This is a genomic window from Neobacillus notoginsengisoli (genome assembly GCF_003515685.1).
Lineage (GTDB): Bacteria > Bacillota > Bacilli > Bacillales > Cytobacillaceae > Bacillus_D > Bacillus_D notoginsengisoli.
Map to the genome: position 1 here is coordinate 353056 of NZ_QWEG01000001.1, position 21404 is coordinate 374459.

Here is a 21404-nt window from a genome sequence, read left to right on the forward strand (position 1 = left end):
TTTAACTCGCTATCTGTTATAACAAGATGGAAATGTCGATGGCATTCTCACTATGTGCCTTATCATTTTGAAAGGGGTATAATGAATCTAGTTTTAATTGAAAAGGAGTCATGAGGATGGATTTACACTTGCACGGAAAAAACGTACTCATCACTGGCGGCTCGAAGGGAATCGGAAAAGCCATTGCGGAGGCATTCGTGGCGGAAGGGGCAAATGTAGCCATTTCGGCCCGGGGACTGGACGCGCTGGAAAAGACAAAGGAAGAACTCGGAGGCAGGGTGGCCATTTTGCAAGCAGATGTCACCACTCAGGTGGAACGGGAGAACCTGATCCATTCGTTTGTTGAAAAATACGGCACGATTGATGTCCTGATCAATAATGCAGGCGGTAGCAATGGCGGATCAGCGGCAGAAACAGACATGGAGTTATTCTACGAGGCAATGGAGTTGAATTACTTTTCAGCTGTCCATCTAAGTAAGCTAGCTGTAGAGCATATGAAAAAGCAACAGACAGGTTCGATCATTAATATTACATCCGTTTTCGGCAGGGAAAGTGGAGGGAAGGTTACATATAATAATGCGAAATCTGCCTTGATCAGCTTTACGAAGTCACTGGCAGACGAGGTGATTTCGAATGGGATCAGGGTAAATAGCATCGCACCAGGCAGCATCCTGCATGAAACAGGTAATTGGAAAAAACGCCTTGAGGCTGACCCGGAAGGCATAAAAGATTTCGTTAAGAGAGAAATACCAGCCGGCCGCTTCGGCACCCCTGAAGAAGTCGCCAATGTTGCCGTATTCCTCGCTTCCGAAAAAGCATCGTGGATTGTCGGCGCCAGTATCAATGTAGACGGCGGCCAATCCAGAATGAATTTTTAAGAAGACCAGCCTGCAACGGGCTGGTCTTCAACTTTTCCAGCTATTCCACTTTAACCTTGACATGATCAATCGCATTATACCCATACCCCTTCCTATTCCAAAAAGGGTCAGTTGGCTGGGGACGGCCAGTTGAATCGGTGGCTTTTGACAAAATCACATATTCACCTTTCTTCGATACAGTCCATTCATAAGACCAGGATTGCCAGGCGTAACCATTATTTTTACTAGGCTCCAATTTTGCAGTCAGCCAAGTGGTCCCGCCGTCTATACTTATTTCTACTTTTGAAATAACTCCTTGGCCTGTCCAGGCAATCCCTTTAATTTCATGCATGCCGGTATTTAAAATATCCATATCCAAAGGCTTTTGAATCGTCGAGTTTACATTTACCGTCGTAACAGGAAAGGCTTCTTGATCCGTTTCTTTATGTGGGTAATACACATAATCGATTGCCTGAAAGGGACCTGTAAAATGTGAATCAATCACACGAATTTGCTTGATCCATTTAACGGAGGCCATGGCATACCACTGTGGAACAATCAATCTCAGTGGATACCCATGCTTAAACGGAATCGGCTTGCCATTGTATTCATATGCAATGATTGTGTCAGGGTGGAGTGCCTTCTCAATTGGCAAACTCCTGGCAAAAGTAAAAACCTTATCTAAATCGGTTCTTTCTCCAAAATCATATCCTTCCACAACAACTTCTTTTGCTCCTTCACTTAGTCCAGAGCGTTCAAGCAGGGTCCTTAATGGAACGCCGCTCCAATAGCCCTGGCTAATCGCTCCTTTTTCCCATTGTTCCCCAAATAATTTAGGTTCGAAAAAGCTGCGTTTATCACCTGAACATTCAAGGACAATCTGGATTGTTTTTGAAGGGAATTCAAGAATCTCCTGCATGGAAAGGACGATTGGCTTAGAAACACTCCCATTAATCGGGAGAAAATAATTTGAGTAAGAAAAAGCTGGATAAGAAAAGTGATTCCGCCTATAAAATAATTTATCCGGGATCATGTCAGCATCAATAAATTGAATGGGCGTCTCCTGATTTTCTGGAGACAAACTGCGCGTCAGTAAATATGGCTTCACTTTAGGTTGGTTTATACGGTCCATAACTCCCTCCTGATTAGATAGGTTCATATTGTATGTTTATGAACAATGCGTTCTAATTAGATGTTTAAGTATGAATTAGTCTGACTCTGAAAATCTCTGATTCCGCAATAGGATATTCTGCGATATAGGATGTCGAAGTAGTGTTGCTACTGTCGAAAAGTTATTAAGACAACCATCCCATTATTCTGAATTTTCTAAAAGATAATGTTATAATAATTAGGACCTTAAAGGTCTTGTAATTCTATAAAACTACATAGTAGGAGGAGGAAGAATTAAAAGGAATATTCATTTACACACATTTTACGGAAAAAATGGAGGGATTGAAATTTGAAAAAGTTATCTATCTTACTCACCGTATGCATGTGCCTCGTTTTCTTTACTAGTTTTGCTTCAGCTGAACCTCAATCAACACCAAATGGTCCATGGGTACAACCTAATCAAACAGTAAAATTGGAAGCATTTACGACTATTGAAGAGCTTGGGAAAGAACTTGAAAAAATCGAGGCTCGTTCAAAAGGACGTATGAAGTTAGAGGTTGCTGGTTATTCAAATAAAAATAGACCAATCTATGTTGCTAAATTCGGGGAACCAAGTGCTAGCAAAACTGGCATTATGATTCAATCAGCCATTCATGGAGACGAGGAAGCACATATTATTTCGACTATTGAATTGATAAAGACTTTGGCGAACAGCGGGAATAAAGAAGTAGTAGAAATGCTGGATAAATTAACAATTTATGTAGTTCCAATGTTAAATCCTGATGGGGTTATGTTTGAAGTGGACGGTGAAAGATGGCCACAGCGCCTCAATGCACAAAATTGGAACCCTGAGGGCTGGAGCCTCCCAGCAAATACCTTAGCACCACACTACTACGGTCAAAGATACGGTATTAATGGTTTTGATCTAAACCGAGACTATCATCCAAACCTTGATTTTAAGCTAAATTCACAATCAAATCACAAACCTACTTCAACCTATAGGGGAGCAAGTTCCCAGGCTGGCTTTATGGTAGCACCTGAAACTCATGCGTCAGTTTCTCTGTTTAAGGAGCTAAAGCCTAAGCTGTTCATTGATCTTCACCATCAGTATCCTACTTACGCTCAGAGTAAAGAAGATAATGGAATGAACTCCTTGCAGATACTGGCAGAAGTTATGAGTGGAAAAGGGTATACGGACTTGGATGGTAATAATTATCCCTTAGATCCCGAGGTTGAAAAATTATCTAAGCAAGTAAATAGTCTTGTTTATAAAAAACTTACTCAGAAAGGAAATTCTCCTCAAACGAACATTACAAAGTATGGTGCTGTCAATCTCCCTGGCACAGCGCTTGGCGCATTTACATTAAACGGCGCGGCCATCATGCTTTATGAACTACGAGGAGGATCCATTTACGATACTGGGCAAAAAGCTAATGGAATGTTTGTGAAGCTGGTTTACGATGGGTTATACGAGACGTTAAAGGCGTTTGTAACTGGAGAAGTATATCAGGTGGATCCAACTATTTATGATACAGAAATCATGCCAGCTGGCCCACGTATCAGAAATCCACACCAATGATTATTTTTAAAAAGGGGTAAACTTCGATTATCAGGGCTACCCACTTAACAGAGGCTGTCCCAAAAGTTACTTTTGGGACAGCCTCTTCATTATCTTGTCGCATTCACCACAAGCTGTACGGATAACAGAACATTGGCAGGAGAAAGTTTCCTGCCATTACACCTTAATCTTGATTTGATCCATCGCATGATATCCATAACCTTTTCTATTCCAAAAAAGGATAGGAGGCTGGGTTCGGTCAGTTGAATTGGTGACTTATGATAAGGTCACATATTCACCATTCTTCGATACAGTCCATTCATAAGATTAGGACTGTCAGTCTACCCTTTATTTTTTTACAATACATTACTGTGAGACAAGAAAAACAGGGTGGTGCTAAGAATCGTCTATCTGTTCTTGTAATCGAGGTTGTTCTATTTTACTAAACAAATACAACATTGATAAAAGATAATACCATAGAATTTAAAATCAAAGTTGTTATTACAAGAGAAAAACAAATCAAGTATATAAACTTATTATCACTATCTTGACATTGAAAGCCTTATTCTACTAGGGTATGATATAAGTATCTATTTTTGTAATTAAATGTCATAGTTTGAATTTTGGGTTTATTATTGGAATTCTAATTTTCTTCATTAAGGGTGATTAAGTGAAAACTGATTACAAAGTTAAAAATGTTGAATATCGGAAATTAGATGAAGTAAACTTTGAGAATTTTTGGAAAGAAGTAGGTTTAAATGTTGATTTTCTAAATGAAACAAAATTTAGAAATATAGATAAAAGTTTTGAGGATGAGATAAAAAGGTTAAAAAAGGCTGAAGTCATAGAGTTAAGTGGATTTTTCTTGGGCAATGATAATAGAGTTGATTCTGCCAATGAATTAATAAATAAAGATATATCGATTGAGCAGAAAAAATTTTTTTTACTACTTAAAGAATATACCTTGAGGAAAAAGAAGACGATTCAAGAGTATATTCAAATGAAAACAACAAGTATTGAATATAATACTGAGTTAGCTCTATTATGGTCTATTTACAACCAAGCAAACTCCCTGTTATTTGATGTTGTCACCTACCATTACTGGAGGTCGAGATCTACTGACACGATGTATACCTATACTAAATCTCCCAAGCTTGAAAACCTATTAAAAATAGCAACCGAAAAAGGATTCAGAGATACTCTTTGTGATAGTTTATATGAGGCTTCAGGCAAAGCAAACTATTACAAAGTATATGCCTATTCCATTATTAACAAAGAGATAATCTTTCAGATTTATAAGAAAGTTAATGATAAAACAGTTCCGGATTTTGAACAACAGCCAATTAGGAATCGTGAAGTGAAATCATTATTGTTTTCAATTAGCACTGATAAAAAACTTTTAGAAATAAGAGACTATACTGTAAAAGAAAAAAAAGCAGTTTTAGACTATTTAGAATCAAACTTTTTGGGTTCTTCAGAGGAAGTAATAAAAAAGCCTTTTATGGACTATGATTCAAAAGATTTAAAGAACTCATTTTTAGGGGGTGGGCAGGAAAAACAAGAGAAAATAAAGGGTGAAGACCTTATTATCTCTGCACTTACGTTTACAAAGAGTATTTTGCCTAAATCTCCCTTAATACACTTTGAGTTAGACAATGATGATGTCATGGAAGCTGTACATGACGCTCATTTAAAGGGTGTAGTTGATTTAGGGGATTTAAAAGATATCAAATCTATTAGATTAAAAACAAGTACTACATCGAGGTTGATAAGAACTAATTCGCTGGATTCAGGTGATGTTATTTTTTCACTAGATGACAGTAGTTTAGATGAAACTGTAAAGAAAGAGGTTGGAGAAAAATTCAAGGTAAAATTTGGTATTCCGTTGAATCAACCAATTTCAAATATATATTTCAGCGGGGGACTGGAAGAAAAAGTTGATTATCTGATGGGTCTCAATAGGGAAGAAACACTTGATCTAGTAACAAGTGAAAAGTATAAAGAACTTTTGAATGAAGAGCTATTAATAAAAACCATTGTGGATACAACCTTTTGTCCTTATTGTAAAAGTGAATTTGAGAATGGAACAGAAGAGTGTAATGAATGTGAAGTGAAGTTAAGAGTTAAATCAAATGAAGTTCTCACAGCCAATAAAGGAAAGGTATTATCCTTTATTGCGAAGAAATTAAAAGAATTAGTAAACTTCCCTTGGACTGAACCTAGAGAAAGTAATATTACGATTCAAGGAGAGAAACACACTTTTTTAGTATTAACGAATGAAGATAACGGAGAAGAAGTAAGATTTTTTATTACTTTCAAACAATTAACGCAGAAAGTGATAAACCGAATTAATCGAATGGTTACACCAACAGTAATCATCTATGTTGGTTCTAATGAAATAAATAGGAATAGATATAATGAGAATTGTATTATTACTAAAAATTTTGGTTATTTTTATGTCATGAAAAATCAGGATCAATTCGCTAGCTTTATGGACGAAATCAACAACGAGTTTTTAGTAAGAAGCAAACAATCAGTTGCAAAATCAGGAATGGAAGCATTTAAAACTCTTATAGATGTGCTTGAAAAGAATGAAGAGTATACAGATAAGGAATTAGAAGATGATGTGTTTGCTATGATAAAGGATATTACCAAAAACTCTGTTGCATGGGGAGCCAGATACAGCGGGAAAGTTGTACCCGAAGGTGCTTTTACTCTTAGTTATAAACTGCATGGAGAAGAGGACCGAAATGCCTATACCTATGATTGCAAGTGGAATGGAAATGATAAAGGTTACCCGTTGGATATTGGAGAGCATAGAAAAGCTGCCCAGTATTTAAGGAACATGTCCAGATCAGATTTTCTAAAGGATTATTTGAATGGTGGAGATATTACTGCTCACTTGATAATATCTAACAAAGTAAATATCAAAAAAATAGAAACAATGAATAATCATTTGAGGACAGAAAAAATTAAATCAAGAGTAAAGCTGATTAAACTAGAAACATTAATTAAGATTTATGAAATGTATCTTTTAAATTTTAAAGATATAGAGAACAAACCTAATTATTTTAAAAAGACGCTTATAAGCCTAATTAATAAAGATACCGATGAACTTACCAATGAAGAAGTTGAGGTTGCATTTAAAAGACTTTTACATCATGGTTTAATGGAACAAACTCCGCTTGACATGAGAGAATTAACTGAAGATGCTCTTAAAGCAACTAACTTAAATGAAGTGTCTATATTAAAATAAATCAAAAAAACTGTTTGTGTTTGTAGACGTAGTAAGTGTATACATTCACTAAAAATTCATTCAAAGGTTAATCCTAAGAAGGCATTGGTGGAAGTATGCAATGCTTTTTTGCCTCTGAAATCACTACGGTGAACCGTATCGCAAGTGAGAGTATATAGAAGATTTGAATTTATTACATAAGCATTGAAGTAAATACGAAAAGTCACTTTCTAACACTACATTAATTCGCTTTTTTTCTTTATCCTTTCTATTGTTATTTAAAGATGTTCACCCGTTTTTTAGAACTCGAGATTATTCATGAACCATTCCCTACAAAAATAGATTAAGTGAGGAGAAGATTTTTCTAAGGCTTCTTTAGGTACTTTCCTAATCTTGAGATCCCCTCCCAGAAAAAGCAGTTAATTTGTTGTATACAAGAGAGATTATGCTTACTCTGCTTACAAGCAGTGCCAGTTACAAGGCAAAAAAGAGTTCAAAAAAATTAATAAAACATTAGAAGCGTTAAGAAAGGACATTTTGAAGATATCGTCCTGACAAGGCTACTTGAGAGATGCCTAAGTTGGTTCTAACAGTAGGGGAGGGACAACCAACATTTCAGGACATGGATGTTCTCTGGTTAATGAAAAAGCATCAAGTAAATAGGCTTTTTCTCGAGGAAATGCGAGAAGGCAGAAGTTTATTAATAGTGCTTATTTTTGACGTAATAAAAAACATTATTTAGAAGACAAAAAACTTATTTACCTATAATGTGAATGGCTTTTTTATGTCGTATTATATTATATAAGTAGATTATTGTTACATAAAAAGAGGGGGCCTAAAGATGAATTTTTTAGATTTATCAGCATCATTAGCGAGTAACTCATTGACGTTATTTGTAGGTACAGGTTTAAGTAAACACTTTACAGATAATAAAGTACCTTCTTGGTTAGACCTGCTGTTAGAATGTGCAAAAAGAATTGATACAGAGGGAAATTTAATAAAACAACTTTTCAAATTTGATGGTGAAAAAATTATTGGCACTAATCAAGAACTTACCATTTGTGCACAAATTATTGAACTGGAATATCAAAAGCAAGAAAAGAATATTAGGGAAGAAATTTGTGAAATATTAAACGAAGTAATCAATGAAGAGACCATAAATATGGAGAAAGTAGAAGAGTTTAGACAATTAATCGAATTGAATCCTAACATTAATATAATAACAACAAATTATGATTCAATTCTTTCAGATTACGTGATTCCGGAAAAAAGAAGAGTAATAATTGAAGGTACACCAATAGCTCGTGCAAATGGGGAAGTTAGTATTTATCATATTCATGGGTCAATAAAAAAGCCAGAATCTATTGTACTAACAATTAATGATTATTTTAATTTTCAACATAATGAAAATTACTTTTCAAGGAAGTTATATACCTTAATACAGGAAACGCAAATGGCTATTCTAGGATATTCCCTTTCAGATTTTAATTTAAATAAGATATTGAATGAAGCGACAAATAATCAAACTAAATCTTTAAAGCAATCAAATATTTATTATATTGCAAGGGAAAAAGTAGATAATTTATTAAAACGTTATTATTTAAGTTCTTATGGTGTAGATATAATCGAACAATGTTCAGTATCAGATTTTATTACTGGTATTACCCGAAATTATGATACAGCGAAACGAGTAATTGTAGATAAAGCACCTACCTTACAAGAAATGCTTTCTGGTGCTAGAATGTACGTAGATGATGCTATTAAGACAAAGGGTCTTTTAGAAAGGGTTTTACTTAGAGCCTCATTACTTGGAATTAGTATAGATGATGAAGCATTTCAGAAATTTTTAATTCGCTTATTAAAAAAGAAGAAGAGGCTTACACGAGAAAGTAATGCTTGGGAACAATATACTCACTTAGCAGAATGGCTAATAAAAATGGGCTCTTATATCTCCATTGGTAAAAATTTAATTGAGGATGAGTACCTTGAAATTGTTGATTATTCGTTTTCAAATATGAGTAAAGAACTATACATAGGGAGTTCCTGGGCAGCTTTTGAGGTGTGGGATTCTCAGTGGGAAAACTTATTATCCGAAAACAAGAATTTACTTTTAAAGCTAATGAGAGAAGGTCGTTATTCGTCTCGTACAGGTGTTAAGTATATCTTAAATAAATATGATAAAAATAATTCGGGTAATTCCTAGTAAACTAGATATAGGATTACGGTGAAAAGAATAGGTTCTAGTCATCTGTATTGTCGAGAAGGTCTACAAGCATTTACCTTCTCGATTTTTGGGGAAGAATAAAAGTTTAGTGTCGAGTAACTCTACAAGCAATCCTTCAGCTTTCCTGTTCATATTAGCTGTAGCCACATTTCTCCAGTAGGTTCTCCACCGCATCTTTCACACCAAACACATACCAAACCCAACCTTCATAACTTAGCAATAAAAATCATAGCATAAAGCCTAAACATCTATTGTTTGTTGCAAATATTTTTTCTCCTTATCGATTAAAGGCTTGAGATACATGGTAGTATTATCTCCGAAGTCAGGCTTTTTTCTATTAGACATATTTTTAGTATAAAATTGTATAATTTTATCAGCACTTTTTTTGAAAAAACAGTATTAATTAAATCAAATAAATTTCCTCTACTATGTGAGTTGATAAAGATATGTTTTAACATTGTATCGGCTGTTGCAAATAAAAAAATTTCATTTTTATTTGATTCATCCCAATATAACGTGCTCCAAATGGATAAATAAGTTAAATCCCATGCTTGATTTATACACCCTTTATCCGCCCTTTCAAATAATTTGGCATTAGAATGCTTAGGTGCTTTAATACCATTTTGATTTGAAAATAACAAAACTATATATGTGTTTATATATTGGGATATAAGTAAATTTTCAAAATTCCAGCTTAAAAATGCTAATATTTTCTCTACCGGACTCATATCAGGATTTCGAAATATACTTACTAGATGCAACATGCATGCATAATTCATCAGGAAGTGATCATTGCTTTTATGATAAGAAATTGAGTTTTTATAGGGAATATTGGAAAAACAGCATTTTGGAATCTTATCTATTCTACCATCAGCTAACTGTAACCAAATTTGTGATGGATAAAAATCAAATATATCAACAAAGTTCTTTAGTTCCATTTTAGCGTTATAAGAATCATTTTCTTTTGATGCATTCTCCATTATTGCTAAACCTGCACTAATTGGTAGTTGGTTCATCTGAGCCCATAACATTAGAAGAGCAATCATCCTTTTTTCAATTTCATCTTTTAAATCTCCGTCTTTTGTAAGAGATAATAAACTGCTTAATAGATTCCTATCTAGAAACAAAATCACTTCTTTTCTCCTTTTCAATTTTTGAAGATCCAAATAATCAAATTCTCCGTTTGGTCCATATTTTGGGTGAAAAACTAGTTGAGCATTATTAAATGTATCCCAAATCATTTGTGGCTCATCATCTTCCAATATTAAATAACTCAAATGTCAAACCTCCTTAATTTTAGTCCTAATTGCTTTCATAAAGATAACATGAGAATAGAAGATAATTTTTTGTTCTAAATATAATATTAATGCATAAATAGGAATTTCTTCAGACATTTCTGGAAATGTTTTTAGAAGTTCGGCGTACGATTAAGCGTGTGTTTAAAACGCTCGACGACTTGGGTTATGTCAATTGGGGGAATTGGACCAGACGAAGTGGTATACGATCGATTATGAAAAATCGAAGGAGATGGAAGAAGAAGAGGTCTCCTTCACTAATCCAATAGTAATATAAGGGATAAAAAAAAGAAGGTGTGAGGTTATTTAACCCCACACCTTCCTTCAATTATATGAATAACGGGATTGTATGTATGTTTCCAGTTCTGTTATTGCCTTACTGACTGCATCTGCAGTCATTTCACCAGGAATGACATGGATGGATTCTCCTCGGGCGACTGACTTTTTAGCAACAGAGGAGATGGTTTCTTCATTTATATGTTGAACTCCTAATTCCGACAATGACATAGGCAATCCAAGTTTTCGATAAAAGGGGATAAGGTCTTTGATTTCTTCCCACTTGTTTTCTAAAACAAGTTGTACAAGAATGCCATAAGCAACTTTTTCACCATGTAAGGCTTGATGGGTTTCCTTTAGAGCTGTCAGCCCATTATGAATGGAATGGGCACCCGCCACTCTTCCATAATGGTCGCCAAATCCACCGACCATTCCGCCAAGCATGATGATCGCTTCTGTCACTTTAATAAAATCATCATTGAGAACGCTGCTTTTTGCTGCTTGTAATGCTCCTTCGGAATGTTCAAGTAATACATCTTTGCACCGCTTAGCTGTGTAAGTACAAATTTCCAGAGGAATGGATTTGTTTTTAATCTCTGCCAATTGAACATCCGCTTCATACCATTTAGCAAGGGTATCAGCAATGCCGGCAATTAACATGTTCAACGGGGCAAGAAGTAAAATTCTTGGTTCTACTAAGACAAGGCTTGCACTGATAGGGTAGATATCAAAGCGGGCAAAAGTACCTGTATCATCATAAACAACGCTGACAGGAGTCCAGGGTGAACAATTGGATGGAAGGGTGGGAATGAGAACAGCCTGTGTATGGGTCGTATGGCTGACGGATTTTGCAAGGTCCAATACTTTTCCGCCGCCAACACCAATCACGGCATCAAAGTGCCCATTGTTTACAACCGTTGAAATGGCATTGATTTCAGAGAATGAATTTTCGCCATGATACTGATATTCTTCAACCTTCACTTTTGTGAAGACTGGCCAGAACGGAGCTGCTGCCTGCCAAGATTTAACACCATGGACAATAAGTACTTTTTGGAAACCGCGCTCCAAACATTTTGCTTCAAGCTGGTCTAAAATTCCCTCCAGCAAAATATATTCACTCGGTGCTCCGTGAACAGTTATTGTTTTCATTTTTAATTCTCCTTTCCCGGATATAAAGGAAGCTGACCCAAAAAGGATCAGTCATCTTCCATTATTTTTCCATCCATTCAGGTTTTCCAAATCCCTTGAATTCTTCATCAATCACTTTTTCAAATGCATCTGATTCAATGACTTCTTTAATATCTTTCGCAAGCTGGGAGTCAGCATTTTTTGTTTTGACTGCAGCAACATTACGGTATGAATCGTGCATATCTTCCAATGTCAATGCACTGAGTAAATCCATTTTTGCAGCTAAAGCGAAGTTACCAGGAACAGCGGACAAATCGGCGCTTTCAACCGCGCGAGGGAGCTGGCCGGCTTCAATTGGCTGGAATTTCAGTTTTTTCTTATTTTCGGTAATATCTTTTTCAGATACTTTTAGCGGATCTGCATCCCCGCTAATTTGAATCAAATCTTCATCCTTAAGAGTATTGAAGGCGCGGGCAGCATTGACAGGATCATTCGGAATGGCAACTGTCGCACCGTCTTTCACTTCATCCAATGACTTATATTTATTGGAGTAAATACCCATAGGAGCAGTTGGGACGGAAATCAAAGCCGTCAGGTCCATATTGTTTTCTTTTGAAAAGTTTTCAAGATAAATCGTGTGTTGAAATAGGTTTGCATCAATGTCGCCACTATCAAGGGCATTATTCGGTTGAATATAGTCACTGAATTCCACCAATTCTACTTTATAACCTTTTTCCTCGAGGCCTGGCTTGATTGCTTTTGTTACCATATCGCTGTATGGGCCGGCGGTTGCACCGAATTTAACTTCTTTTGTTTTTCCACTATCTTCGCTCGCTTTGTCTGATCCGCAAGCAGCAAGAGCTGCCACTGCCAAAAGTAAAATAAAACTAACTAGCCATTTCTTCATGTTGTGTACCTGCTTTCATCTATAGTATTTTTTTGTAACCGTGTTTATCCCACTCTTAAGGGCAACTGTCCCTAAAGGTCCGATTGGTGAAATAAGATTTTTCTTAGTGCTTCAGCACTTAGAAAAATCAATCGGGCTCTGCGCGACTAACCATCAGCAAAAACCGCTGATGGAAGTTTCACTTTACCTTTTATCAACTGCTTTGGAGATAAAATCGCCAAGAAGCTGGATCACTTGAACTAACACAATCAGGATGATGACAGTTGCGATCATGATCGTATTGTCGTAGCGATAATAGCCAAAGCGAATCGCTAAATCTCCAATACCACCGCCGCCTACTGTTCCCGCCATAGCGGAAAACCCAATTAAACTAATGATTGTGAGCGTAATGCCGGAGATAATTCCTGACTTTGCTTCCAATAACAGAACATCTTTTATGATCATCCATGGAGTAGCCCCTGTCGCAATAGCAGCCTCAATCACACCATTATCAATCTCACGAAGAGCGGTTTCGACAATTCGGGCAAAAAAGGGAATCGCCGCTACGGACAAGGAAACACTGGCTGCAGTTGGCCCGATGGTTGTCCCAACGATCGCCTTTGTCAGGGGAATCAGGGCAACTAGTAGAATGATAAATGGAATCGATCGAATCATATTTACGGCAAACCCAAGTATGTTTTGGATGAATCGATTTTCCATAAATAAACCTTTGTCAGTAATATACAAAATAATTCCTACTGGTAAGCCAATTACGACAGCTACAGCCAGCGAGATGCCGATCATGTAAAGGGTTTGGTAAAACGCCTTGTTGATATCTGGAATGAGCTCAATTAAATGTTGGATATCAAAGCCCATTTCGCACCACCTCCACATGGGATGTACGATGTTCAATAAATTGAATCGCCTCGTTTATTTCTTCTTTTTCGCCGCTGAGTTCCATCACAAAGATACCCAGCGGGGAACCCCCTATATATTCAATGGATCCATGAAGGAAATTTCCTTTTACGTTAAATGTCTTTAGCGTTTCAGAAATAATGCCTTCACTAGCCACATCGCCTTTAAACATGACCTTTACAATGGTTCCTGTGCATTTTTGCAAAATGGATTCAGGAACATCGTAAGAAACGACGCTGCTAATAAATTCCTTGGCGAGATCTGTTTGCGGGTCGGAGAAGACATCATATACAGAGCCTTCTTCGATGATTTTGCCATCCTGCATAATCGCCATTCGGTCGCAGATATCTTTCACGACATTCATCTCATGGGTAATCAACACAATCGTGATATTCAGTTCTTCGTTAATTTTTTTTAATAGACTCAGAATGGACCGGGTTGTTGTTGGGTCTAATGCGGAAGTGGCCTCGTCGCAGAGCAGGACACTTGGATTATTGGCCAAAGCCCTTGCAATGCCAACCCGCTGCTTTTGCCCTCCGCTTAACTGCGAAGGATACACATCCCGTTTATCTGAAAGGCCGACCATGTCAAGCAATTCTTCCACACGAGAGGGAATGTGTTTAAATGGCGTATTGGCTGCCTCTAAGGCAAAAGTGATATTTTCATAGACTGTTTTTTGGCTGATTAAGTAGAAATGCTGAAAGATCATCCCTATTTTAAGACGGGCCTGTCTGAGTTTTTCACTTTTTAAGGATGTTAAATTTATCCCGTTTACCGTGATTTCTCCGGAAGTAGGGCGCTCCAATAAATTGATGCAGCGAAGCAGTGAGCTTTTTCCAGCCCCGGAATAACCGACTATCCCATAGATTTCGCCCTTTTTAATGGTAAGGGAAGCATCTTCGACACCTTTTACAGGTCCGCTTTTTGTTTGATAAACCTTTGTTAAATGACGAATTGTAATCATGCAAGCTTCTCTCCAATTAAGTGATAGGAGGCGGATTTAGTGAATGAATGAACAATATCAATGATGAAGCCGATTGACAGTTCAAGCCCAACCTCATTTCTATTTTTCTGGCAAAATAAAAAATGCTTCTTTCAAACTGAAAGAAGCATCGAAAATTATATTCGACTTATCTTCCAGAATGAAAATCATTCTGAAGGAATTAGCACCTTCCCTGTAAAATAGGAGGTTGCCGGACGTCATAGGGCCTTTCCCTCGGTCACTCTTGATAAGTTTAACTATTCAATTATTAACCATATATGAATATTACAAATGTTAGTATTATTTGTCAATAATATTGTTTCAATTTTCATTTTTCTTAATTTTTAACTAGTATATAAATCCGGTCTACGGTCTTGGAATACAGGGATTGTGTTTCGGACACTGTCGACTTCCTGCAAATCTACATTGACATAGTAGATTCCTTCTTCTGTTTGTCCGCTGAGGAGCAGTTCTCCCCATGGGGCAATCACCATGGAATGGCCGTTAAATTCATTGTTAGGATTCGATCCGACATTATTGACAGCCACGATGAAGCACTGGTTCTCAATGGCGCGCGCCTGGAGCAGGATTTGCCAATGATCAATTCTTTTTGACGGCCATTGAGCTGGTACAAACATTATTTTCGCACCTTTAAGGACGTGGCCATGAATCCATTCCGGGAAACGTAGGTCATAGCAGATCACGCCGCCGCACATGATGCCTTCCAATTCAAACATATTCATCTTTTGGCCTGCCTTCATAAAAAGATGTTCATCCATCAATTTAAAAAGGTGAGCTTTATCATACTCAGCCACGATTTCTCCGCTTCGATTGGCAACATACATCGTATTATAAAAACTTCCATCTTTTTTGGTTGCAACCGAGCCGCCAACAATGTTCACATTGAATGTAACCGCTAGTTCTTTCAAAAATTTTCGTGCTCTCTGTCCGTTCTCGTCGGCTAATTGATCCAGCTGGTTTAGCGCGTATCCTGTGTTCCACATCTCAGGAAAAACAATGGTATCTGCCTTTTCTGCCGCCGCTTTTTTTACATGGTTCTCCACACTTGAAAAGTTCTGTTCAATATCCCCAAATTGGACATTCATTTGCACACAAGCAATTTTCATTTTTTATCCCCCGCTAGACAAGTTTATATTAAAGTTATAGAATTTCTAGTAAATTCGCAATATTTATGTTTCATAAATTAGTTCAAAAAGAGAGGATTCAAATGAAATATTCACGGAGATTGAAGAAGTTACCCGAGCAATTTTTTGCTTCTCTTGTCAAAAAAGTCAATAAAGCAATAGCCGAGGGAAGAGATATTATCAATCTGGGGCAAGGAAATCCTGACCAGCCCACACCTGCCCATATCGTAAAAGCACTGCAGGCGGCGGCAGAAGATCCGCAAACCCATAAATATCCGCCTTTTCGCGGCCTGCCGGAATTAAAGGAAGCCGCAGGAGCGTTTTACCAAAAAGAATACGGCGTCAAATTGGACCCCGAAACAGAAGTGGCCGTTTTATTTGGAACGAAAGCCGGATTAGTAGAATTGCCCCTTTGTTTACTGAATGAAGGGGACACAATGCTCTTGCCGGATCCAGGTTATCCGGATTATTTATCAGGCGTTGCCCTTGCCAATGTTGAATATGAAACATTTCCCCTAAAGGCGGAGAATGGCTTTTTGCCAGATTATGAGGCGTTTCCCCCTGACCAAAAGGAAAAAGCGAAGTTAATGTACTTGAACTATCCGAACAATCCAACTGGCGCAACCGCGGATCATGCCTTCTTTGAAAAAACTGTCAAGTTTGCAAAAGAGAACCAAATTGTAGTAGTACATGATTTTGCCTACGGAGCAATTGGCTATAATGGCAAAAAACCGGTCAGTTTTCTTGAAATCGAGGGAGCGAAAGATGTTGGCATTGAGATGTATACCCTGTCAAAAACCTACAATATGGCAGGCTGGCGCGTTGGATTTGCAGTTGGCAATCCAGACATCATTGAAGCAATCAATCTCATCCAAGATCATTTATATTGCAGCCTTTTTCCTGCTGTCCAAAAAGCAGCCGTTGCAGCCTTAACGGGAGACCAAACATCTGTAGACGAGCTTGTTGAACGCTATGAAAGACGCCGTGATACATTCGTTGCCGCTTGCCGTGATATAGGGTGGAAGATCCAAGCACCCAATGGCTCCTTTTTCGCCTGGCTTCCAGTGCCGGAAGGATTCACCAGTGAAGAATTTGCTGATTTCCTGTTGGAAAAAGCCGACGTAGCCGTTGCAGCAGGAAAAGGCTTCGGTAAGCATGGAGAAGGATATATTCGCGTTGGTTTGCTCGTTGATGGGGAACGGCTTAAAGAAGCGGTTAATAGAATCGGGAAGCTAAATCTGTTTAAATCAAAGTAAACTGTAAACGAAAGGTACGAAGAACGGTTCTTCGTGCCTTTTTACATTAGCCAGTACTCGTGTAGGGATTTATTGCTTATGAACAATGGCACCTGATTAAGAGATGTAATTTAAATTTTCTTAGCATTAAAGGATTTCGAGCTAAATGATAGAACTATTTGTAAAAAGGGGAGGAATGTGGCTATGACGAAAGAGAGCAAGGCAACTGAAACTAGAAGGTATACGCTTGAACAGTTTTATGATTCGGAGTCGATAGCGGGCAATTTTATTTCCTTTGATGGAAAACAGGTATTGTTTTCTGGGGATAAAACAGGCATCTATAACGCGTATTCGGTTTCGGTTGAAGATGGGACACGGACTCAGCTTACCCATTCCGAAGAAGATGCAGTGCTGGTTGCGTCCTTTTTTCCGGAAGATAACCGCTTTTTATTTTTGAGTGATAAAGGCGGGAATGAAATCTTACATATCTATGTGCAAAATGAAAACGGGGAAACGGTGGACCTGACTCCTGGGGAGCAGGAGCGGGCACAGTTTTACGATTGGAGCAAGGATAGCAAGAGTTTTTTTTACGGCTCCAATAAGCGCAATCCAGCGTTTATGGATGTGTACGAAATGGATATTGCTACCTTTGAATCAACCTGCATATTTACAAATGATAAAGGCTATGAGTTCGGGTCGATTTCTCCCGACAGACGCTTTATTTCACTAGTGAAAGTGACCAATGCGAATGATGCGAATATATACATTTTTAACCGCGAAACAGAGAACTTCATCCATGTTACCCCGCATGTTGGAGATGTCCAGAACGTTCCTCAATCATTTAGCGGAAACTCAGGGAGCCTCTATTACTTAACGGACGAGAATGATGAGTTCCTTTATTTGAAAAAATATCATATTGAATCTGGAGTGGCAGAGGAAGTTGTCAAGGAAGGGTGGGATATCAAGTTCTCCCGCATTTCCAAACAGGGCACCTATCTCATCTATGGCGTGAATCAGGATGCCAGTACAGTCGTAAATGTTCTGAATGTAAACAGCGGCCAGTACCTGAAGCTTCCCGAACTTCATGGTGGGCAATTTATTGATTTGAAGTTTTCCGCTGATGAGAAACTGATTGCCTTCTTGTATAACAGCCCAACTTCGCCAACCAATTTATATACGTATACAATCGAAACAGGTACATTGAAAAAGCTGACAGAAACCCTTAATCCCGAGATCAGCCAGACGGATCTGGTGGATGCTGAGGTAATCCGCTATCCATCCTTTGACGGGTTGGAGATTCCTTCGATTTATTACAGGCCGAATGTAAAAGCGGGAGAGAAAGCGCCTGCTCTTGTGTTCGTACACGGAGGTCCTGGAGGGCAGTCGACAACCGATTATAACCCGCTATTCCAGTATCTCGCTAATTATGGATATGCTGTGCTCGCCGTCAATAATCGTGGCAGTTCGGGATATGGGAAAACATTCTTTAGCGCAGCCGACCAGAAGCACGGTGAAATCGATTTGGAGGATTGCATCCAGGCGAAAACCTTCTTAAAGGAACAAGAAGAAATCGAAGGTGAGAAAATCGGCATCATCGGAGGTAGCTACGGCGGATTTATGGTTCTTGCCGCCTTGGCATTCAGACCGGAAGAGTTTGTGGCAGGAGTAGATATTTTTGGCGTATCTAACTGGGAACGTACACTGAAAAGCATACCAGCATGGTGGGAAAGCTACCGCGATGCCCTTTATAAAAAAATGGGGAATCCCTATACCCAGACAGACTACATCCGGAGCATCTCACCATTGTTCCATGCCGACAAGATCAACAGGCCGCTCATTGTCCTTCAGGGAGCCAATGACCCACGTGTCCTCCAGGTGGAATCGGACGAAATTGTTCAAGCTCTCCAAAAGAACAATGTACCTGTAGAGTATATTGTTTTCTCGGATGAAGGACATGGCTTTATGAAAAAGGAAAACCGAATAAAAGGATACGGGGCAGTACTCGAGTTTCTGAATACCTATTTAAAATAGACTTTGTTAAAGCAGATAACTTAACAGTTTTCTACAACACTTCGTATTTGAATTTTAATCAAAGGTTTCGATTGGAGGGACTAGAAAATGGATGTAAGGACACTTTTGTTACAGCAATGGGCAAGCTGCCTAGATAAGGAAGACTGGTTTCCGCCACTTGAAAAAGTGCTAAAGGATGTTTCGTTTGAACAGGCGATTTGGAAGCCAGTTGAGGGAGGAATGCATTCCATTTGGGAACTAGTGTGTCATTTACTTTTCTATGAAAAGCGATATCTGATGCGATTCATGGGTGAAACAGAGAATGAACCCCAGGCAGACAATAATGATTCTACATTTCGGTTACCAACTAAGACGGTAGAAAATTGGGAGAAAACAAAACTAGAATACTTTTCTGTTCATCGTGAACTTGAAGAAATACTAGCAAAATCAGAACATGAAGATTTGTTTAGACAGGTTCCAGGAGAAGATCAACCCTTAGTGCTGGAACTGAAGAGTTTAGCAATGCACGACGCATATCATATTGGGCAAATTGTATTCCTAAGTAAATTGCAAGGAGCTTGGCCAGAAAAACGCAGCTTTTAAAAAGCTTAATTCGTTTACGGATTACATTAAAAGTCGCTCAAGGGAAAAGAACCGGGGACGTCCAAATCGGACGTTCCCTTGTTTTATATTGAAATGGTTACCAGAAATCCTTACATCAATAGTTAGTAACACATTCTGTTAGTCCATAACTGCATCAACGGGATTAAATTATAGTTGACCACTCGGAATAATTGGTTTAAACTAAAAGTGTAAACATTATCTAATTCAAAAACTAATACTTATCCAGAGAGGTGGAGGGACTGGCCCGAAGAAACCTCAGCAGCAGTTTAAATACTGTGCTAAATCCTGCAAGCTATGCGCTTGGAAGATAAGTTGAGGCGTCAATAAACTAAATTCTCCTCTTCTTATCGTTTTAAATGGGTGCCATTTTGAAATGAAGATAAAGGAGGATTTTTTTATGGAAAAAATAAAAAATACGGCGGACGACAAGAGAAATTTGTTAATTACAAAATTGATAGGATTGGACAAATTTAAAATTAAAGAAAAACAACTATACGAATTATCATTGTCCGAATTAGAATACGAGTACTTTAAATCGCAATATTGCGACCATCCGCACGGTGGACATGGGTCTATAAGGTGGAAGAATTTTTGAATCACTATGTTCCGAGAGGTGGAAGACTTGTCTGACAAAATAAAGCTTCCGGAAATTAATAATGAATAGTTATGTTATAGAAAAGGGCTGGTGTGAATTCACACCAGCCCATTTAGTTCGAGATTCATATTTTTAAAAAAATTAAGGACAACGATATGGTAACTTTATATAATATGGCTATTTCTTAAATTCCCTTTCCTCTCCATATCCCATCGTTACCACTTCGGTTTGTGGATAATCGTTTAACAACTCTTTCAGGTCTTTGTCTCTATCAATCATATATGCCACTACGGGAAAGGCATTCAATAATTGATCAAGGGTCTCCGGTGATGTGGCACTTTTTTTAGATGGAAATGTATGGCTTGGAATAACGTATTGAACTTCCAATAGGTGTTTTACTGCATAGGCTGCTTCTTTTGGCCCCATTGTAAAATGGCCTGATGAGGATAATATTGCAATCTCTGGATTATATACATCTTGAATCAACTTCATATCATACATAAGAGCCGTATCCCCAGAATGGTAAACTGTATAATCATTGTCAAAGTCAAAAATATAACCAGATGCCGCGCCCGCATATATTGGGGTTCCTTCTATCTCCCCGTATGAGGATGTATGTTTTGCTTGAACCATTGTAACGTTAAGATCTTCGAAGGACACCGAACCACCTAGATTAATAGGAAGTACATTTTTAATGCCTTTTTGCAGAAGGATCATGGCCAAATCATATTGGGCAACAACCATAATGTCAGGTTTGTTTTCCACTATCTTAGAAAGTCCACTTGTATGATCGAAATGTCCGTGTGTCAAAAATACACAATCAATAGAATGATAAAAATCTTTATTATCCAGCTGTTGTGGAAATCCTGGATTTAGATCAATAAATGGATCTACGAGGTAATTTTTGCCTCCAAACTTGTAAACATATACATTGCATGACCAAGCCGTAATATTTTCATTACATTCTTCTCCCCCTAATAAGAGTAAAGTAAAACCACTATCATTCTATTCCTGACTTTCTAATTAATAAGTACGAACTTACAAAATGTGATTATTGGCTTAAATAAGTAATGAATATCTTGCCAAGATCCAACAAGTATCAGTTGTTTATAGCTGAGGTATTGAGAACAAAGCCTAGTGGTAATCACCTGCATGATAATTGGGGGGGTATTGATGCTTATGTTAAGAATTATTTAGTTCATATAAAGCTTGTTTTCTTTCAAGAGACCAGTATTTTGCAAACGGGCCACGTTTCTGGAATATTAGCGCATAAGAACCTGAGGAGGATTAAATGATGATAAGTTGAATTAGCAAAAGATGGCTAGATAA

General features: G+C 37.8%; 16 protein-coding genes and 2 riboswitches. Of the genes, 8 read left to right on the plus strand and 8 right to left on the minus strand.

Translation table 11 applies throughout. The features are described from left to right. Positions 1-116 precede the first annotated feature (116 nt). Entirely contained in the window at positions 117-878 is a 762-nt protein-coding gene (locus tag D1B31_RS01920) for an SDR family NAD(P)-dependent oxidoreductase (protein ID WP_118919051.1), read from the plus strand. Between the two features lie 40 nt (positions 879-918). Here D1B31_RS01920 and D1B31_RS01925 read toward each other — a convergent pair whose 3' ends face one another. Beyond that, complete coding sequence (locus D1B31_RS01925; protein ID WP_118919052.1) at positions 919-1989, minus strand: sulfite oxidase; 1071 nt, start codon at positions 1987-1989, stop codon at positions 919-921. Between the two features lie 327 nt (positions 1990-2316). On the opposite strand from D1B31_RS01925, the gene D1B31_RS01930 reads away from it, so the two are divergent. The 3 genes from D1B31_RS01930 to D1B31_RS01940 all read left to right on the plus strand — a co-directional run bounded on the left by D1B31_RS01930 (position 2317) and on the right by D1B31_RS01940 (position 8963). Then, on the plus strand, positions 2317-3546 hold the full coding sequence (locus D1B31_RS01930; protein ID WP_118919053.1) for a M14 family zinc carboxypeptidase: 1230 nt from the start codon (positions 2317-2319) through the stop codon (positions 3544-3546). A 649-nt stretch (positions 3547-4195) separates the two neighbouring features. Next, positions 4196-6781 (plus strand): hypothetical protein, encoded by a 2586-nt coding sequence (locus D1B31_RS01935; RefSeq protein ID WP_118919054.1) that lies wholly within the window; start codon positions 4196-4198, stop codon positions 6779-6781. An 820-nt stretch (positions 6782-7601) separates the two neighbouring features. Next, a complete protein-coding gene (locus tag D1B31_RS01940; protein ID WP_118919055.1) occupies positions 7602-8963 on the plus strand; it encodes an SIR2 family NAD-dependent protein deacylase in 1362 nt (453 codons plus the stop codon). A gap of 305 nt (positions 8964-9268) precedes the next feature. On the opposite strand, the gene D1B31_RS01945 is transcribed toward D1B31_RS01940, so the two are convergent. The 6 genes from D1B31_RS01945 to D1B31_RS01970 form a co-directional block, all read right to left on the minus strand. Then, the gene (locus D1B31_RS01945) at positions 9269-10261 is read right to left on the minus strand and encodes a hypothetical protein (protein WP_240035119.1); all 993 of its coding nucleotides are present in this window, start codon (positions 10259-10261) and stop codon (positions 9269-9271) included. Between the two features lie 342 nt (positions 10262-10603). Further along, the gene (locus D1B31_RS01950; RefSeq protein WP_118919056.1) at positions 10604-11704 is read right to left on the minus strand and encodes an iron-containing alcohol dehydrogenase family protein; all 1101 of its coding nucleotides are present in this window, start codon (positions 11702-11704) and stop codon (positions 10604-10606) included. Between the two features lie 61 nt (positions 11705-11765). Further along, positions 11766-12590: a MetQ/NlpA family ABC transporter substrate-binding protein gene (locus D1B31_RS01955; protein WP_118919057.1), complete on the minus strand. Its 825-nt coding sequence runs from the start codon at positions 12588-12590 to the stop codon at positions 11766-11768. A gap of 183 nt (positions 12591-12773) precedes the next feature. Beyond that, positions 12774-13445 (minus strand): methionine ABC transporter permease, encoded by a 672-nt coding sequence (locus D1B31_RS01960; RefSeq protein WP_118919058.1) that lies wholly within the window; start codon positions 13443-13445, stop codon positions 12774-12776. Further along, on the minus strand, positions 13435-14448 hold the full coding sequence (locus D1B31_RS01965) for a methionine ABC transporter ATP-binding protein (RefSeq protein WP_118919059.1): 1014 nt from the start codon (positions 14446-14448) through the stop codon (positions 13435-13437). Before D1B31_RS01965 ends, D1B31_RS01960 begins: the two co-directional genes overlap by 11 nt. A gap of 163 nt (positions 14449-14611) precedes the next feature. After that, positions 14612-14720, minus strand: a riboswitch (SAM riboswitch). A gap of 90 nt (positions 14721-14810) precedes the next feature. Then, a complete protein-coding gene (locus tag D1B31_RS01970) occupies positions 14811-15593 on the minus strand; it encodes a carbon-nitrogen family hydrolase (RefSeq protein ID WP_118919060.1) in 783 nt (260 codons plus the stop codon). A gap of 101 nt (positions 15594-15694) precedes the next feature. Between D1B31_RS01970 and D1B31_RS01975 the strand changes: the two genes are divergently transcribed. From D1B31_RS01975 to D1B31_RS01990, 4 genes are all read left to right on the plus strand, one after another. Beyond that, on the plus strand, positions 15695-16867 hold the full coding sequence (locus tag D1B31_RS01975; protein ID WP_118919061.1) for a pyridoxal phosphate-dependent aminotransferase: 1173 nt from the start codon (positions 15695-15697) through the stop codon (positions 16865-16867). A gap of 183 nt (positions 16868-17050) precedes the next feature. Beyond that, positions 17051-18877, plus strand: coding sequence for a S9 family peptidase (locus D1B31_RS01980; RefSeq protein ID WP_118919062.1), 1827 nt, complete (start codon positions 17051-17053; stop codon positions 18875-18877). Positions 18878-18964: 87 nt separating this feature from the next. Next, positions 18965-19459, plus strand: coding sequence for a DinB family protein (locus D1B31_RS01985; RefSeq protein ID WP_118919063.1), 495 nt, complete (start codon positions 18965-18967; stop codon positions 19457-19459). A gap of 236 nt (positions 19460-19695) precedes the next feature. Further along, a riboswitch (SAM riboswitch) is annotated at positions 19696-19794 on the plus strand. A gap of 83 nt (positions 19795-19877) precedes the next feature. Further along, positions 19878-20075, plus strand: a complete 198-nt coding sequence (locus D1B31_RS01990) for a Fur-regulated basic protein FbpA (RefSeq protein ID WP_118919064.1) — start codon at positions 19878-19880, stop codon at positions 20073-20075. A 177-nt stretch (positions 20076-20252) separates the two neighbouring features. Here D1B31_RS01990 and D1B31_RS01995 read toward each other — a convergent pair whose 3' ends face one another. Further along, positions 20253-21026, minus strand: coding sequence for a metal-dependent hydrolase (locus tag D1B31_RS01995; protein WP_118919065.1), 774 nt, complete (start codon positions 21024-21026; stop codon positions 20253-20255). Positions 21027-21404 lie beyond the last annotated feature (378 nt).